Origin of the sequence: Hellea balneolensis DSM 19091, assembly GCF_000428525.1 — a bacterium.
Lineage (GTDB): Bacteria > Pseudomonadota > Alphaproteobacteria > Caulobacterales > Maricaulaceae > Hellea > Hellea balneolensis.
Window position 1 is genome coordinate 580,205 of the sequence record NZ_AUAC01000003.1, and the last position, 15,986, is coordinate 596,190.

Consider the following 15,986-nt stretch of genomic DNA (forward strand, 5'->3'; position numbering starts at 1 on the left):
GAAAATGATATTTAATTTTTTGAAACTTTTTCTTTTGATATCGTTGCTATTGATTGCGGCATGTTCTGAAAAAGTCGAAGCTCCACCAGAAGTCACAGCTTACATAACTAACGCTGAATATGTTTTAGACGCTATAAAAACCAATAAAACATCTGCTGTAGCCTTTCAGGTCAAGCCTATTCGTTCAACTGCTTGTGAGCACATGTATATCGAGTTTGGCCAAAAGAATGCTGAGGGGCAATGGGGTACAACTAATGTTGCTTTTCCAGGAAAAGATCGCCGTAATAATTTTGGTCAAGACAAACTGAGTGACCAGATTCATTTCGTAGAAGTTGATGGAGAGGGTGAGTTTGGGATAGTTGCTCTTGGCTGCAAACCTTATGGTAAAGATATGAAAACCTACAGAGGGCTCATGGCTGAGTTCAAAGTGGATTACGGCCGTTTGAATTATATTGGTGAAATTGCCTTACTCCCTGCCGGAACTGACTTTGCAACAGTTTATTTAGTCAATCGATCAGAGTTTGCGAAAGAACAAATCAGAGTTGAATTGGTGGAGCTTGAGCCATTTTTTCAAGAAAATATTTCGGAAACATATGTGCCTCAATTGTCAAAGGAACAACAAGCCGCTCTCGATGCCATGGATGCCAGAGAAAAGGCAATGAAGCCATTATTCGATTTGCGTAATCAGGCTGCTGATCAGGCCAATCTCGCGATTCGTGAGTGGAATAACCACTTAACTAAATATGGGGGCCGCGACAATAAAAATGAAACTGCTGAATCTAAACGAAGGTCTGTTGAAATTTTCAAGAGAAAGGAGGCTTTAGAGGAAAGAGTTAAATTGCATGATAAATTTATAGATGAGGGTAGAAGCTTAGATTATGTTCGGCGATATATAGCATTGTTAAATGACTATGAGGCAAAGAAGTTTGCGCGTGACAATAAGACGAATGGTGATGATTTTGAAGGTATGAGAGCTGCTGCCGATGCTCATGATGCACTTCTAAAGTTTAAAAGAAGCAATCCATAATCAATGACCCAAATCACTCACACACCCTTTGTTCCATGGACACAGCGTCCCACCGCTGACGTACGCCGCGCGTCCCAAGCGCAATATATGCACGGCATGACGGAAATTTTGGCCGCTGAAGGACCAATGCAGGCGCTGTCTTTATTCCAGATTTACGGCAAAGCGAGCGGCGTCATGAAACTGGCTGCGCCTGTGCGGAAACTCTGTGAGCGGGCTTTGCTGGCAGGAGAAAAGGCGGGCGAGCTTGTCATTGAGCGCGAGGACGACAGCGAAGTTGAAGGCCTGGAAGATAGCGTGTGCTGGATTGTGCGCTTGCCTGATACGCCGCGCGTCATTGTACGCGATCTTGGCAATCGCGGCTTCGCCGATATTCCGATGAGTGAGCTTGCCGCGCTAGTTCTTGAAATCCGCACGCAGGACGAATTTATGGGCCGCGAGGATATTTACCGCGCCGTGCTCGACCATTACGGCCTGCAAAAACTCACAGCACTGGTGCGCCGCCGCCTCGACAAAGTGCTTGAGATTTATTTCTAATGACACGCGACACACTTTTCCTTCTCGCTCCGGGCTTCTTTGATAATGAGCGGCGAGAATATTGTCCTGAATGTGCAGAAATTTCGGGTCTCTTGAGCTATTATCCCGCGATTAAGGATAGCCTAGATATTGTTTATCAGCCCATCGCCAAGCCGCGTGCAGACATTGTCGCTTTGTTAGGTGATAAAAATCAAAACTGTCCGACCTTGGTATTATCGCAGGGCAGTCCGTCTTTTGAGAATTGCGGTATCATGCAAAAAAACGGGCACTGTTTTATCAACAATGCCCGTGATATCGGCCGTTATTATTCACAGCGATTTGGTACGGCGGTTCCGCGCGGCACTGGGCCGATTTAACCTTCGGCGTCTTCAGATATCGTTTCTCCAATACCAGGGCCAGTTTCGCCAATTTCGATCGCGTCTTTATCGCAAATATCGAGGACTTCGCGGCCTTCTGTATCGACATAAATAATTTGTGCAGGTTTAACGACAATGGTGCGTTTCACCTTGTTTTCAATCGGTTCATAGGGCGGGTTATCGATCATTGTAATCGCATATTGGACCTTCGTTTCTGCGGGAATAGTAACTTTCGTAAGTACGGAAACAGGGGCGCAGGTTTGAATAGGTTCAGGCGGTATCACGACAACAGGCTCTGGAACGGGCTCTGGAACGGTCGTACAGGCTGCGAGGCTCGTCATAAGGGCAGCGCTTAATAGCAAAGTAATGCGTGTCATAATATCTCCAATTTCTGTAATCATATCACACAGTGCGACTGAATTGTGGCTGAACATGTGAATTCTTGTGACAATTATCCTAATTTTGCCTTGTTTAAGGGTATGGTTAAGACTTTGTTTCTATTCTTGAGAAGGTTACAGCCTCTTAATTAGCCCTTTTGCTACGAATGCCCTTAAATCCATGCATGATAAAGGTTACCTTCGCGTGAAAAGCGAATCAGCCAAATGGAAGTGAATATGTTTTTAATCGAATTAGTCCTGCAATCTGCAAATTTGGAGCCGATTGCAAATGGCGATTTCTCCTTTTGGTCACTTTTCAGCCGCGCTGATTGGGTCGTAAAGGGGGTTATGATTATCCTTGTTGTGGCGTCTTTTTGGTCTTGGGGCATCGCCGTGGATAAAGCGATTACAATGTTCTTGTTAAAGCGCCGCGCTACAGCATTTGAAGACACATTTTGGTCTGGAAAGACCTTGGATGAACTTTCTACAGGACTAGCGGGCGACACGCGTGATCCCATGGCCCGTGTGTTTGCGGCTGCCATGCGTGAATATGAAGAGAGCAAGACAATGCCGCGAACAGATGCGGTCAGCGTTTCCTCTCAACAGCGAATTGACAGCGTTATGAATCTTGTTGTGAATCGCGAAATGGCCAAGGCCGAACGGGGCATGTCTGTTTTGGCCACAGTCGGCTCTGCATCAGTCTTTATCGGCCTATTCGGAACTGTTTGGGGGATTATGAATGCCTTCCGCGCCATTGCAGCCTCACAGAACACAAGCCTGACTGTTGTGGCCCCGGGTATTGCTGAGGCTTTATTTGCGACGGCGCTGGGCTTGATCGCGGCTATTCCAGCCGTGATTTTCTATAATAAATATTCAACAGACCTTGATAAATATTCGGGTCGCCTTGAAGGCTATGCCGACGAACTCTCAGCCATCCTATCCCGTAAAATTAGTAAGGGCGGGTAGCTGCGATGGGAATGACAACAGGTATGGGCGGAGGCCGAAGAGGCGGACGCCGCCGCTCGCGCCGAAGAGGCGGCTTGAATACTGAAATAAACGTCGCGCCATTGGTTGACGTTATGTTGGTGCTTTTGATTGTATTTATGATTGCCGCGCCATTGCTCTCTGTTGGCGTGCCTGTGGAGCTTCCAAAGACGGATGCAAAAGCACTACCGTCGCAGCAAGAACCAATTACTATTACTGTCGATTTTGAGGGCGGCGTTTTTATTCAAGATGAAGAGATTTCTTTAGACGAACTCGCAACGCGCCTGATTGCCGTGTCCACGAATGGCTATGAAGAGCGTATCTATCTGCGCGGTGACCGCGACACGGATTACGGAGAAGTGATGAAAGTTATGGCGCGGATTAACACAGCGGGCTTTACCAACATCGGCCTCGTCACGGACCCGATATCGCAATAGATGAAACTCGGCCTTCCTATATCCTTTGTCTTGCATGGGGCGGCTATATTTGGCGGTATGTTTGTTTACAGCGGGGCTGTGAAGCCTTTGCCCGAAACGCGTATCATTCCCATTGAGATTGTGAGTGTTTCTGAGACCACGAATATTCGCGCCGCAATAAGAACACCAAAGCCCGAAAAAATAACGCCGCCTGATATGGAGCCTATGACCCTGGAAACTCCAATGGAAAATGCTCCCGAGGAAGCCGACGCAAAAGAGGCTCCGAAAGAGGCCGAGCAACCAACTGAAAGTGTTAAAGAGGCTGAAGTCAAAATTCCGGATGAAGATGCTATCCCGCGTCCGGATAAAGTCATTGAAGACGTCTCCGAAGAGCCGGAATTACCGGCATTTGATTTGGATAAGCTTTCTTCGATGATTGACCGCTCGCGCGAAACGGCGCCTGAGAAAAATCAGCAAAAAGTGCTGCAATCCGAATCGAATAATTATGTCTTCGCTGAAAACTCACGTGCAAGCTCTGGCGCGGGGACAGAAATGACAATCAATGAAATGGATGCTTTGCAATCGGCCATGTATAAGTGTTGGCGTATGCCGGCCGACGCCAAAAATCCTGAAAAACTTGTGGTGCGGTTGTCTGTAAAAATATTACCGGATGGTTTTGTACAAGACGTCAAAATTATCGACAGTGCGCGTCAACGCCGGAATGATCCCGGAAACCCCTTTTGGGATGTGGCTGAGCAACGTGCGGTCAGGGCTGTCTCTCAATGCGGGCCCTATGATTTTCTACCTGCTGAAAAATATAGCCAGTGGAAAGATATGACCCTAAACTTCAGGCCAAATGTTTAATTAGGCACATAAAGGAATTGAAATTTTGAAACGTTTTATACTCTTATTTTGCGTCGTATTTCTCACAGCCTTGTGTGTGGTTAGCAGTGCTCAGGCGCAGCTCGAAATTGATATAACGAAGGGAAATATTGATCCTACACCAATTGCGGTGCCTAGCTTTCTAGGCACAGATACAGAAATGCGCGAATTGGGACAGGATATCGCAAAGGTCATACGCGCGGATTTGGAGCGCTCAGGACTTTTTAAATCTCTGGACCCTGCCAGTTTTTTGGAAACGCAAACCAATATTGACTATCAGCCAACATTTGCGGATTGGCGCGTTATAAAGGCTGAGGCTTTGGCCTCAGGCCGCGTTGTCAGAGAGACAGATACAAAGATAAGGGTTGAATTTCGCCTTTGGGATATCTTTGCCGGCAACCAACTTGCAGGGCTTAGGTTTTCGGCGACGCAAGACAACTGGCGCCGAACAGCTCATAAGGCGGCGGATGCTATTTACAAAGCTCTGACGGGTGAAGAAGGCTATTTTGACAGCCGTATCGTTTTTATTGATGAAAAGGGCCCCAAAACAGACCGTAAAAAACGCCTCGCGATAATGGATCAAGATGGCCATGCCCCTCAATATTTGCTGGCTGGGTCTGATCTCGTTGTTACGCCGCGCTTCTCGCCATCGGCTCAAAAAATCACATTTATGAGTTATGAGAATGTTATTCCGCAAGTCTATCTGCTCGATATTGAAACCGGACGCCGTGAACTCTTGGGCAATTTCCCGGGTATGACATTTGCGCCGCGTTTCTCGCCTGATGGAAATACGCTGATTATGTCGATGATGAGCAAAAGTAACAGTGATCTCTATGCTATGGATTTGCGGACACGCTCAACATCCCGCCTGACGAATGATCCATCGATTGATGTCTCCGGCAGTTTCTCGCCTGACGGCCGTAAAATTGTTTTCAACTCGGATCGCGGCGGCTCCCCTCAGCTTTACACAATGAATGCGAATGGCACGAATAAGAAACGCATAAGCTTTGGCAAAGGGCGTTACTCTGCGCCTGTCTGGTCGCCGCGCGGTGACAAAATTGCTTATGTCAAAAGCCTGGACGGCAAATTTACAATTGGAGTCATGAATCCAGACGGCTCGGGCGAACGGCAGCTTACTGAGAGTTACATGGATGAGGGGCCGACATGGTCCCCTAATGGCCGCGTTATAATCTTCTCTCGCGAAACCAAAGGCAGGAATGGGTCGAACTCAATTTGGTCCGTCGATTTAACGGGTCAGAACTTGCGCAAAGTAAATACACCTGGAAAGTCGTCAGACCCAGCTTGGTCTCCCTTATTGCCTTAATCTAGGGCTTAAGAGTCTTTTAGGGTGTGTTTTTGCCCTACATTGCTAGAATTTAAAGCTATTGCCATTCAATTGCCTTGATTGAGATGAAATCACACGGTTTACTTGGGAAATAAAAGAGCCGAGTGAATTGAGGACAAAAACTATGACGATTAAACCCATTGCCATCTCCCTAGCTGTGTTAGCGCTGAGTGCTTGCGCGACAAAACCGAAGATAGAGCCTGTTCAAGAACGGCCAGTTGTCGAGGCGCCTCCGCAGATATTTGAGGACACTAAACCAACGCCTGCGCCTGTTGTTCAGCTTCCGCCTGTTGATCAAGGCCCAGTCTTTGACCCCAATGCACCTGTGCCGGGATCTATAGCAGATTTTGCCTATCAAGTCGGCGGTGAGCCGCGTATCTATTTTGGCTATGATCGCTATGATCTGACAAATGAAGCCCGCGAAGCCCTTCGCCGTCAAGCGCAATGGCTTCAGGCTTATGGGCAAGTTAATGCAATTATCGAGGGCAATGCGGATGAGCGCGGAACACGCGAATATAATCTGGCTTTAGGCGCTCGCCGCGCTGATACGGTCAAAGCCTTTTTGGTGAGCCAAGGCGTAAGTCCTTCGCGACTCACGACTGTATCCTACGGTAAAGAACGTCCAATTGACGGCGCTTCTAATGAGGCGGGTTGGGCCAGAAACCGAAATGGCCATACGAATATTACGACTGGAACAATTGGCTAAGCTCTATTCGGGCGTTAATGTTTCTGTAATAACTTTAACTGCCTTTTAATCACACTGGCCTTATTTGGGCTCTATAGTCGGGTCATAATATGATCCGACTTTTTGATTTCATGAGGATAATATGATGCGCACATTATTTGCAGCACTCTTACTTTCGACATCACTGCTAGCAACGCCTGTCATGGCGCAAAGCAAAAAAGAATTAGCAGCTGTCGATGCGCAGCTTGCACAGCGCCTTTCAACGCTTGAGTCTCGCATGTTGACCGGAGACCCAGCGGCTGAGCGCCTTATGCAAAAAATGGATGCCTTGGAAACATCGATGCGCACCCTACGCGGTGAAGTCGAACAGCTTCGCTTTGAACGGGACAGTTTATTGCAACAAGTAGAGGCCATGGCGGGTGATACAGCGATGACGCAGGATCTGATTAATCGCATGAAAATTCACCTCGATGCCGTTGATTTGGTCGCGAGTGAACACAGGGGATCTCCTGTGCAAAGCGGTTCTTTCGAACCCCGTACTTATGGAAGTGATAATATGGCTGGTTCCACACTTCCGCCTTTGATGGATACAGAAAGTTATTCTTCGCAACCCGTTTACCCGGGCGGAGAGACTCTGTCTCAAATTCCAAGCGCGCCCGTATTCAAAGAGCAAACAATTGGTGTTCAAGAGCGTTATAACGATGTTTCTGAGCTGTCCAAAGTCGGTCAAACCAAATTAGCCGAAGGTGATTTCTCAGGCGCGCAAACAGCCTTTAAGCAATATCTTGAATTTAATCCCAATGCGGCAGATGCGGGAGAGGTGAATTTTTGGCTCGGTGAAAGCTATTACGTCCGCGGAGGTTATGCTGATGCGGCGGATGCCTATATTACATCTATGCGCAAAGCTCCTAAAGGACCTAAAGCGCCGGACGCGATGGTTCGCTTGGCGGCGACCCTTGGTAAGCTCGGGAATAAAGCTGAAGCCTGCCAGACATTAGCGACATTTCCAGCGCAATTCCCAAATGCCTCTGCCAGCGCAAAAGAAAAGGCGAGAATCGAAGCTGCTCGAACAGGATGCTAGGATGTTTTTGAAACATAAGCTGGGTTAGGTGAGCCCGTAATCCAAGATGTCACTTACATCGCAATTATACCGAAAAATAGACGACCTTATCCCGAAGGGTGAGGCTTTTGCGATTGCTTCTTCGGGCGGTGGCGATAGCACGGCCCTTGTTCACGCTTTAAGAGAACACCCTCAAGCCAATTTTGTCTATATTGTCGATCATAACCTCCGAGCAGGGTCTTGCATAGAAGCTAAAGATGCTAAGGCTTTTGCGAAAGAGTGTGGATATAAGGCCAAGGTTTTGACATGGTCCCATGACAGGCCCCAGAGCGGTCTTCAAGAGAAAGCGCGATGTGCCCGCTATGCGCTTATGGGCGCTCAATGCCGGACAGATGGAATTAAATATTTGCTGACCGCGCACCATAAAGATGATCAGGCAGAAACACTTCTCATGCGCTATGAGCGCAAAACAGATTGGCGCGGCGCGGCGGGTATGGCTGAATTCACTTATGCGCCGATCTGGCCTGAACTTGCCATGGTCAATATAGTTAGGCCTTTGCTTGAAAGGAGTCGCGCAGATCTTCGGGGCTATAACCGTGAACATAAGCTGTCATGGGCAGAAGATCCATCAAATCAGAACCGAGATTTCGCGCGTATTCGGGCCAGAGATGAATTGACCGAAAACACTGAACTCAAGTGTGAGCTTTTGAATACAGCTGAAAACATGAAAAAGGCTCTCAATAAAGAGAGGGAGATTTTGCGGCAAGATGCTAATAAGCTAAAGGTCGATGAAATGGGGCTTATCCATCTAAGCTCAAAACCATTGCCCGAACTTATGTTTCAGTGCCTGAGGGCAGCCAGCGGCTTAGGACAGCATATTGATAGAGCTAAACTAAAAAGACTGCTCAAAATGATGGGAAACAGCTCTTTTAAATCAGCAACGCTTTGCGGGGCCATGATTGCAAAAGAAAAATCCAGGTTCATTATCTGTCGTGACCCAGTCGCTGTAACAGGACGCCGCGATGGAGGGCAGGGCGTAAGCGCGGGACCTATGCCGTTGTCAAAACATTACAGCATTTGGGATGGCCGTTGGGCCGTCAAATCAACTCTGCCAAATATTTCAATTGCCGCGCAATACAGTTTGGATAATCCACGCGATAGCCGCGGGCCCGCTCATAAAATCACGCAGCCAATCCTAAGGCGGAAGTCAGATACGCAGGACGAATTTGAGATATTCGAATCAATGAATCTCCAAGGTGTCGACACTACATGCCTCGTGCAAACACGCTTAGATGCCGCACTTTGTCTTAAAACGCCTTGAAACTGTCCTGCGTATGTAAAATACACCTAGTCGATGCCTTTATTTTGGCTCAAGACTACCTATGTGTTATGGACATAAAGACCGATAAATTCAGCAGGTGATATGCAATGAATATGAACATGAAAAATTTAGCTGTTTGGGCGCTCATTATCACGATGTTCTTGGTGATGGTCCAAGTATCTTCAACCTCAATGAATGCAGCCTCTGCGCCTAATGAATATACCTTTACCGAGTTAGAAGAGGTTGTGGCGAGCGGGCAAATTGCTGAAGCTGAAATCAATGAAGCCGAAGGATTGATAACGGGTACCACAACGGATGAGAAGCCGTTTAAAGCTAATACATCACGAATTGATGATCGTGCGGGCGCTCTGTTTGATGAATATAACGTGCCTTATGAATACTCCGAAGTAAAAGGGACGAGCACTTGGGCGACGGTTCTGATTAATATTCTCCCGCTCTTGCTCATTGTCGGTATTTCCATCTTGATCTTCCGCTCCATACAGGGCGGTGGCCGCGGCGGCGCAATGAGCTTTGGTAAGTCTCGCGCAAAAATGCTGACTGAGAACACGAAACGCGTTACATTTGCAGACGTTGCTGGCGTAGAGTCAGCCAAAGAAGATCTCAAAGAAGTTGTCGAGTTTCTAGAAGACCCAAGCCGTTTCACGCGTCTGGGCGCCAAAATTCCGACAGGGGCTCTATTGATTGGCCCTCCCGGTACAGGTAAAACGCTTTTGGCACGCGCTGTCGCCGGTGAAGCGGGTGTTCCGTTCTTTACAATTTCAGGCTCCGACTTCGTCGAAATGTTTGTTGGCGTGGGCGCATCTCGTGTGCGCGATATGTTCGCCGATGCGCGTAAGAATGCGCCGTGTATTATTTTCATTGACGAGATTGATGCGGTGGGTCGTCACCGCGGCGTCGGGACATCGGGAGGTCACGAAGAACGAGAGCAAACTCTCAACCAACTCCTCGTCGAGATGGACGGCTTTGAAGGTGATGAGGGCATTATCATTATCGCGGCGACGAACCGCCCTGATGTGCTTGATAAAGCATTGCTACGTCCAGGCCGTTTTGACCGTCAAATTGAAGTGCCTTATCCTGATATCCAAGGCCGCGAGAAAATTCTCGAAGTCCATATGAAGGGCAAGCCAATTGCCGCTGAACTGGACGTAAAATATATTGCGCGCGGCACCCCCGGTTTCTCTGGTGCAGATTTGATGAATCTTGTAAATGAGGCCGCTCTTCTCTCTGCCCGCCGTAACAAACTTAAAATCACAATGCGTGAATTTGAGGATGCGCGTGATAAAGTTATGATGGGTGCCGAGCGACGTAGCCTTGCTATGTCTGACGAAGAAAAAGAAATGACTGCCTATCACGAAGCGGGTCATGCTATCGTTGGATTGAACATGCCAGGATCATTGCCTATCCATAAAGCGACGATTATTCCGCGGGGCCGTGCTTTGGGTATGGTTCAATATATGCCAGAACGTGATCAAATTTCACAATCTCGTCAAGAAATGATCGCGCGTATGGCGATGGCGATGGGCGGGCGGGCTGCGGAAGAGCTTCACTTTGGTCATGATAAAGTGACTTCTGGCGCAAGCTCAGATATTGAGCAAGTTACGCGTATCGCGACGGCTATGGTGACGGAATGGGGTCTCTCTGATGCGATTGGGCCGATTGCCTATAAAGATACGGATCAGCAGAGTTTCCACCCCGGAATTGGGCGAGGCTCCGCAATTTCGCCCGAGACCGCGACTCTGATTGAATCAGAGATAAAACGCTTCATCACCGAAGCTCATGACACGGCCGTGAAAATATTGAAGAAAAAGAAAAAAGATTGGGTCGCATTGGCCGAAGCGCTTTTGGAATATGAAACGCTCTCTGGCGATGAGATTACGGTGCTGCTCTCTGACGGGATTAAACCCAAACGCCCTGATGGTGCGCGTGGTTCTAAGCCTGCAGTCGCGGCTGTGCCGACCACAAAGAAAAAGCCGCTCGGTGATGCTCAGCCTGAGGCTTAATCAACGACTGTGAGTTTTACCCGTCCAAAAATAATGGGCATACTAAACGTGACCCCCGACAGTTTTTCTGACGGGGGTCATTATGATTCCTATGACCTTGCCGTGAAACAGGCTCTCACCCTTCTGGATGAAGGCGCAGATATCATAGATATAGGCGGGGAGAGCACGCGGCCCGGCGCTGAAGAGGTTGATGTTATCGAGGAAGTGCGCCGCACGGTGCCTGTCATTATGGCTCTACGCGAAGCGACGCGGGACTATGATAGTGATCCCGTCATTTCCATTGATACGCGTAAGCCGGGAGTGGCCGAGGCCGCTATTTTGGCCGGAGCTGATATTTGGAACGATGTTTCAGGCCTGACCTTTGAGCCTAAGTCAGAGGCCGTCGCGGCAGAGCTCGCATGTCCCGTAATTCTGATGCATTCCCAAGGCTCACCTGAAAATATGCAGGATAACCCGTATTATGGTCATGCGGTAAAAGAGATAAAAGATTGGCTCGCAAAGCGGCTTGATGCCTGTGAATTTGCGGGGATAGAGCGCAGTAATATTACGCTCGACCCGGGCATTGGTTTTGGCAAACGCCAAGAGGACAACCTTGCTATTCTGGGTCAACTCGAAAGCTTTAAAGAGCTTGGCTGTCCTATTCTGATGGGCGCGTCCCGTAAGAGCTTCATAGGCCGCATAGATGGGTCTACGGCTGACGACCGCATCGGGGGCAGTATAGCGGCAGCCCTCTGGTCAGCGGCCAAAGGCGCTGATATATTACGCGTCCATGATGTGAGTGAAACGGTGCAGGCCCTTAGGGTCTGGGAGGCAATGGCGGATGAGTAGGCAAAACTATCGACCTTCGCTGTCATCACCCGATTTATTCGGGTGATCCAAGTGATGAATGACGACGCTTATGCCTATGTCTATATCCTAGCATCACATAAAAACGGGACACTCTATATAGGCGTTACCCGAGACCTAGGGACAAGGTTAGAACAACATAAATCCAAAGCCGACGCCAAGAGTTTTACGGCGCGATATAATGTTACCAGATTAGTCTGGTTCGAAGAATTTGACTTAATTGTTGAGGCGATTGCCTATGAAAAGCGCCTTAAAAAATATAAACGCCAATGGAAGATAAATTTAATTGAAGAACACAACCCTGATTGGCGCGAACTTGATTGCGGGTCAGGTGAGTTCTTATAAGCTAACACATGGATCACCCGAATAAATCGGGTGATGACAGAGAGGGAATAGGATTTTTAGATGCCTAAAAGGTCAAAGCCATGGCTGAATTACAAGAGCAATGAGCCTGTCAGGGAATATCCTAGAACACCTATAAAGAAACGACATCTCAAATGGGCCCTTTTTTGGCTGATTGTTGGAGGACATATTGGCGCGCATCGATTATATCTGTGGGATGGAACGAAAGCTGTCTTCATCATGGCTTTCTTTTTTATATCCTTTTTATGCTCATTGTTCTGCTTAGCATTGATTTACACTACTCTTGATATTTCTGAGTTTTCAGAAGACAGCGCTGTAGGCATTGCCGCCTTCTTCAGTGTAGCATTGATTTTTATTTTTGAATTGCCCCGATTAAAGCGTAGAGTTGATTTTAAAAATAAAAAGCACCTTTTAAATTAATACTTGTTCCCCGACTTGATCGGGGATCTCCATCGTTTAGTTCAGCACTCCAATTGAGGAAGACCCCCACCTTGAGTTTGCAGGCAAACTCTGGGGTGGGGGACTATAGAAACAAGAAAAACAAGAAAAACAAGAAAAACAAGAAAAACAAGAAAAACAAGAAAAACAAGAAAAACATTATGACTGAAACCATTGAGATTCAAAAACCAACCACACCCCGCGTTCTCATCATCGCAGGTTCCGACTCTTCAGGCGGAGCGGGTATTCAGGCTGACATCAAGGCCTGCGCGGCTTTTGGAGCTTATTCCGCCACCGCCATTACCGCCGTTACGGCGCAAAACACTGTTGGTGTTCAGCAAGTGCAACTCATGCCAGCAGAGCTTGTTCGAGCGCAAATTCGTTCTGTCCTTTCTGATATTGGCGCAGACGTCATCAAAATCGGGATGCTGGGCAGCGCTGACATTATCGAAGTTGTGGCTGAAGAAATTGAAGAGTCTGATGCTTTTATCATTCTTGACCCTGTCATGGTTGCGACGTCTGGCGATGCGTTGCTTGAAGAAAAGGCCGTTGAAGCTTTGAAAACAAAGCTTCTTCCCCTCGCAGATTTAGTCACCCCGAATGTCCCCGAAGCTGAACTCCTGACGGGTCTGAAAATAGACGATGTTGACGACCTGACCAAGGCGGGTGACGCGCTGCTGAAAATGAATGTCTATGCCGCATTGATGAAAGGTGGACATTTAGACGGTAAATCTGTTGTCGATGTTTTGGTGAGTGAAGAGGGCGCAAATATCATGTCGGGGCCGCGTATCCGCTCGCGTCATACCCACGGCACAGGCTGTACGTTGGCGAGTGCTGTCGCGGCCTGTATGGCGTTGGGCGCGCCGCTCGAAGAAGCGGTCATGACGGCGCGGGAGTTTGTCTTTCAAGCTATCAAAACAGCTCCGGGATTAGGTGAGGGAAATGGCCCGCTTAATCATGGATTGGCAAATCCAGAGACTGAAGCCGATGATGCATCTAGTGGCAATAACCCCTTTGCAGCGCTCAAGGACTTACAGTCTTAGGTTGCCCTATTCGCGCGATTAAAATACCGCAGAGTATAACAAAAAATGAGATAACCATGCGCCAAGAGAATGGCTCCCGCAAAAGCCATATGCCCAAAACAACAGAGGCCACAGGAACAAAATAATTTATCTTGGCCAAGACACTAGGGCCAGTTTGGTCAATCACGTAAAGATAAAGAATAGTCGCCAGAGCCGTTGAGCCGATACCTAAACCCATAGCTGACAAAAGGCCAGGCATAGCAGGAACCGTTTCCGGAATGCCTGTAAACAGCGCCCAGATAAGCCCCACTATGGCCGCGCAAATTAACATCATCGCAGCGCCAACGCTCGACGGTGTTTTGGGGGCACGCTTAGCGGCAACTGTCGTGACTGCATAACAGAAAGCCCCTAACACGATGAGGAGTTGGGATTGCCAATCACTGATAAGCTCTAGTGAGAAATTCTCGGGTAAAAACAAAATAACAATACCAATAAAGCCTATAAAGAAGCCAATAGATTTCATCAGGGTCAATCGTTCATCAGTAAAAAAATGTGCTAAGATGATTGTCATGATTGGCATGGCGCCGACAATGATCGCTGCTAGGCCGCTATCAACATCAACCTGCCCTGTAGATATGAAAAAGAACGGTAATGTCATGCCTGTCATGCCAAGGGTGAAATACCAGAGCCAGCGCTTATCGCTAAGTTTGGGAAATTTTCCGCCTGTAAACTGAACATAACCAATCAAAAATGTCGCGCCTATCAGAAGGCGCATTGCGACCAACCAAATTGGCGTCATGTATCGCACGCCCACACTATTAAGGGTAAACGCGCTGCCCCACGTAAGTATCAAAAACAAAGCGGCTGCAACGAATAGTGGTTTACTCAAACCCTCGGCAGTTTGTGTCGTCAAGAGCCTAAGCCTTGAAAGGGTCACGCATCAGGATGACATCTTCGCGTTCAGGGGAGGTTGAGACCATACTCACGGGACAGCCTATGAGTTCTTCTAGGCGGCGAACATATTTTACCGCTTCAGCCGGCAGATCCGCCCAAGAACGGGCCCCGCGCGTCGAGCCTTGCCAACCGGGCATTGATTCATAAATAGGTTCAACGGCAGCTTGGTTAGCGGCGCCAGCAGGGAGACGTTTAACAATTTTACCGTCTAGCTTATACCCAACACATATTTTTAGCTCAGCCATGCCATCAAGCACATCGAGTTTGGTGAGGGATATTCCAGTAATGCCGCCCGTAATGATTGCTTGTTTTACCATTACCGCATCAAACCAACCGCAACGTCTCTGGCGCCCTGTGACGGTTCCAAATTCATGCCCACGCTCGCCGAGTCGTTGCCCGATGGCGTCATTCAGCTCAGTTGGGAAAGGTCCTTCGCCAACGCGGGTCGTATAGGCTTTAGTAATGCCCAGAACAAAGTTTAGGGCTGAGGGTCCCATGCCTGATCCAGCTGCAGCTTGCCCCGCAATAGTGTTTGAACTTGTCACAAAAGGATAAGTGCCGTGATCAATATCGAGCATCGCGCCCTGTGCGCCTTCGAACAATATTTTCTTATCTGAGCGCACAGCTTCATTCAGAGAATGCCACACAGGCGCCATAAACGGCAAAATCTTGGGCGCTATTTCGAGGAGCTTTGCATACAGCTCATCCGCATTTGTTTCAGGATGCCCAAGTCCGCGCCGCAAAGCGTTGTGGTGATGTAACAGGTTTTCAAGGCGTGCGAGCAAGTGCTCTTCATCGGCCAAGTCGCAGACGCGAATAGCCCGGCGCGCGACTTTGTCTTCATAAGCGGGGCCAATACCGCGTTTAGTTGTCCCGATTTTAATGCCGTCTGCGCGGTTCTCACGAATGCCGTCTAGCTCTGAATGGATGGGGAGGATAAGAGCGGCTGACTCCGAAATAAGCAAGTTCTCAGGGTTGACCTTTACACCTTGTTCTTTGATGCGTTCGACCTCAGACAGAAAAGCCCAAGGGTCAAGCACAACACCGTTACCGATAACAGATAACTTTCCGCCGCGAACGACGCCCGAAGGCAGAAGTGAGAGTTTATAAGTAACACCATCAACGACTAGGGTATGACCCGCATTATGGCCGCCTTGAAAGCGGACGACAACATCAGCACGGCTACTCAGCCAGTCAACGATCTTGCCTTTTCCTTCATCGCCCCATTGCGAGCCTACAACAACAACATTAGCCACGATATATTACCTCATAATAAAGGCGCGACAGATACTGCCGCGCCTAGAGAATCTCTTAGACTTTTTCAGCTCTTAGCGGGATTCAAAACAGAATGCGAA

Annotated in this window: 18 protein-coding genes; 15 read left to right on the plus strand and 3 right to left on the minus strand. The window is 48.3% G+C overall.

The window, feature by feature from the left end; all coding sequences use genetic code 11:
* Positions 1 to 4 precede the first annotated feature (4 nt).
* From F569_RS0108950 to F569_RS0108960, 3 genes are read left to right on the plus strand one after another with little or no spacing between them, the layout of a single operon-like run.
* Positions 5 to 1,027, plus strand: coding sequence for a hypothetical protein (locus F569_RS0108950; protein WP_026941921.1), 1,023 nt, complete (start codon positions 5 to 7; stop codon positions 1,025 to 1,027).
* A gap of 3 nt (positions 1,028 to 1,030) precedes the next feature.
* Complete coding sequence (locus F569_RS0108955; protein ID WP_026941922.1) at positions 1,031 to 1,561, plus strand: hypothetical protein; 531 nt, start codon at positions 1,031 to 1,033, stop codon at positions 1,559 to 1,561.
* A complete protein-coding gene (locus tag F569_RS0108960) occupies positions 1,561 to 1,917 on the plus strand; it encodes a DUF3088 family protein (RefSeq protein ID WP_026941923.1) in 357 nt (118 codons plus the stop codon). The genes F569_RS0108955 and F569_RS0108960 overlap by 1 nt, the downstream gene beginning before the upstream one ends.
* Here F569_RS0108960 and F569_RS0108965 read toward each other — a convergent pair.
* Positions 1,914 to 2,294: a hypothetical protein gene (locus tag F569_RS0108965; protein WP_154813698.1), complete on the minus strand. Its 381-nt coding sequence runs from the start codon at positions 2,292 to 2,294 to the stop codon at positions 1,914 to 1,916. The genes F569_RS0108960 and F569_RS0108965 overlap by 4 nt on opposite strands.
* Before the next feature lie 237 nt (positions 2,295 to 2,531).
* Between F569_RS0108965 and tolQ the strand changes: the two genes are divergently transcribed.
* The 12 genes from tolQ (at position 2,532) to thiD (ending at position 13,698) form a co-directional block, all read left to right on the plus strand.
* Positions 2,532 to 3,260 carry a protein TolQ gene (gene tolQ, locus F569_RS0108970; RefSeq protein WP_034388404.1) on the plus strand — a complete coding sequence of 243 codons (729 nt, stop codon included), beginning with the start codon at positions 2,532 to 2,534 and terminating at the stop codon, positions 3,258 to 3,260.
* Positions 3,261 to 3,265: 5 nt separating this feature from the next.
* A complete protein-coding gene (locus F569_RS0108975) occupies positions 3,266 to 3,715 on the plus strand; it encodes an ExbD/TolR family protein (RefSeq protein ID WP_026941926.1) in 450 nt (149 codons plus the stop codon).
* Entirely contained in the window at positions 3,716 to 4,558 is an 843-nt protein-coding gene (locus F569_RS0108980) for a cell envelope integrity protein TolA (protein WP_026941927.1), read from the plus strand.
* Positions 4,559 to 4,583: 25 nt separating this feature from the next.
* A complete protein-coding gene (gene tolB / locus F569_RS0108985; protein ID WP_233353628.1) occupies positions 4,584 to 5,900 on the plus strand; it encodes a Tol-Pal system beta propeller repeat protein TolB in 1,317 nt (438 codons plus the stop codon).
* 145 nt (positions 5,901 to 6,045) lie between these two features.
* Positions 6,046 to 6,627 carry a peptidoglycan-associated lipoprotein Pal gene (pal, locus tag F569_RS0108990; RefSeq protein ID WP_026941929.1) on the plus strand — a complete coding sequence of 194 codons (582 nt, stop codon included), beginning with the start codon at positions 6,046 to 6,048 and terminating at the stop codon, positions 6,625 to 6,627.
* Between the two features lie 121 nt (positions 6,628 to 6,748).
* Positions 6,749 to 7,687: a tol-pal system protein YbgF gene (gene ybgF / locus F569_RS0108995; RefSeq protein WP_084168923.1), complete on the plus strand. Its 939-nt coding sequence runs from the start codon at positions 6,749 to 6,751 to the stop codon at positions 7,685 to 7,687.
* A gap of 46 nt (positions 7,688 to 7,733) precedes the next feature.
* Positions 7,734 to 8,987 (plus strand): tRNA lysidine(34) synthetase TilS, encoded by a 1,254-nt coding sequence (gene tilS / locus F569_RS18960; protein ID WP_051279639.1) that lies wholly within the window; start codon positions 7,734 to 7,736, stop codon positions 8,985 to 8,987.
* Between the two features lie 107 nt (positions 8,988 to 9,094).
* A complete protein-coding gene (ftsH, locus tag F569_RS0109005) occupies positions 9,095 to 11,008 on the plus strand; it encodes an ATP-dependent zinc metalloprotease FtsH (protein WP_026941931.1) in 1,914 nt (637 codons plus the stop codon).
* Between the two features lie 33 nt (positions 11,009 to 11,041).
* Complete coding sequence (gene folP / locus F569_RS0109010; RefSeq protein WP_026941932.1) at positions 11,042 to 11,836, plus strand: dihydropteroate synthase; 795 nt, start codon at positions 11,042 to 11,044, stop codon at positions 11,834 to 11,836.
* 54 nt (positions 11,837 to 11,890) lie between these two features.
* Positions 11,891 to 12,199: a GIY-YIG nuclease family protein gene (locus tag F569_RS0109015; protein ID WP_026941933.1), complete on the plus strand. Its 309-nt coding sequence runs from the start codon at positions 11,891 to 11,893 to the stop codon at positions 12,197 to 12,199.
* Positions 12,200 to 12,259: 60 nt separating this feature from the next.
* A complete protein-coding gene (locus tag F569_RS0109020) occupies positions 12,260 to 12,637 on the plus strand; it encodes a hypothetical protein (RefSeq protein WP_026941934.1) in 378 nt (125 codons plus the stop codon).
* A 179-nt stretch (positions 12,638 to 12,816) separates the two neighbouring features.
* Entirely contained in the window at positions 12,817 to 13,698 is an 882-nt protein-coding gene (gene thiD / locus F569_RS17320; RefSeq protein WP_084168967.1) for a bifunctional hydroxymethylpyrimidine kinase/phosphomethylpyrimidine kinase, read from the plus strand.
* Here thiD and F569_RS0109030 read toward each other — a convergent pair.
* The gene (locus tag F569_RS0109030; RefSeq protein WP_084168925.1) at positions 13,679 to 14,614 is read right to left on the minus strand and encodes a DMT family transporter; all 936 of its coding nucleotides are present in this window, start codon (positions 14,612 to 14,614) and stop codon (positions 13,679 to 13,681) included. The genes thiD and F569_RS0109030 overlap by 20 nt on opposite strands.
* Positions 14,595 to 15,887 (minus strand): adenylosuccinate synthase, encoded by a 1,293-nt coding sequence (locus F569_RS0109035; protein WP_026941936.1) that lies wholly within the window; start codon positions 15,885 to 15,887, stop codon positions 14,595 to 14,597. Before F569_RS0109035 ends, F569_RS0109030 begins: the two co-directional genes overlap by 20 nt.
* Positions 15,888 to 15,986: the final 99 nt, after the last annotated feature.

Bases quoted from the DNA above. Each gene is read 5' to 3' on its own strand.
- F569_RS0108950 (WP_026941921.1), top strand. From the start codon at position 5: ATGATATTTAATTTTTTGAAACTTTTTCTTTTGATATCGTTGCTATTG.
- F569_RS0108955 (WP_026941922.1), top strand. From the start codon at position 1,031: ATGACCCAAATCACTCACACACCCTTTGTTCCATGGACACAGCGTCCC.
- F569_RS0108960 (WP_026941923.1), top strand. From the start codon at position 1,561: ATGACACGCGACACACTTTTCCTTCTCGCTCCGGGCTTCTTTGATAAT.
- F569_RS0108965 (WP_154813698.1), bottom strand. From the start codon at position 2,294: ATGACACGCATTACTTTGCTATTAAGCGCTGCCCTTATGACGAGCCTC.
- tolQ (WP_034388404.1), top strand. From the start codon at position 2,532: ATGTTTTTAATCGAATTAGTCCTGCAATCTGCAAATTTGGAGCCGATT.
- F569_RS0108975 (WP_026941926.1), top strand. From the start codon at position 3,266: ATGGGAATGACAACAGGTATGGGCGGAGGCCGAAGAGGCGGACGCCGC.
- F569_RS0108980 (WP_026941927.1), top strand. From the start codon at position 3,716: ATGAAACTCGGCCTTCCTATATCCTTTGTCTTGCATGGGGCGGCTATA.
- pal (WP_026941929.1), top strand. From the start codon at position 6,046: ATGACGATTAAACCCATTGCCATCTCCCTAGCTGTGTTAGCGCTGAGT.
- ybgF (WP_084168923.1), top strand. From the start codon at position 6,749: ATGATGCGCACATTATTTGCAGCACTCTTACTTTCGACATCACTGCTA.
- tilS (WP_051279639.1), top strand. From the start codon at position 7,734: ATGTCACTTACATCGCAATTATACCGAAAAATAGACGACCTTATCCCG.
- ftsH (WP_026941931.1), top strand. From the start codon at position 9,095: ATGAATATGAACATGAAAAATTTAGCTGTTTGGGCGCTCATTATCACG.
- folP (WP_026941932.1), top strand. From the start codon at position 11,042: ATGGGCATACTAAACGTGACCCCCGACAGTTTTTCTGACGGGGGTCAT.
- F569_RS0109015 (WP_026941933.1), top strand. From the start codon at position 11,891: ATGAATGACGACGCTTATGCCTATGTCTATATCCTAGCATCACATAAA.
- F569_RS0109020 (WP_026941934.1), top strand. From the start codon at position 12,260: ATGCCTAAAAGGTCAAAGCCATGGCTGAATTACAAGAGCAATGAGCCT.
- thiD (WP_084168967.1), top strand. From the start codon at position 12,817: ATGACTGAAACCATTGAGATTCAAAAACCAACCACACCCCGCGTTCTC.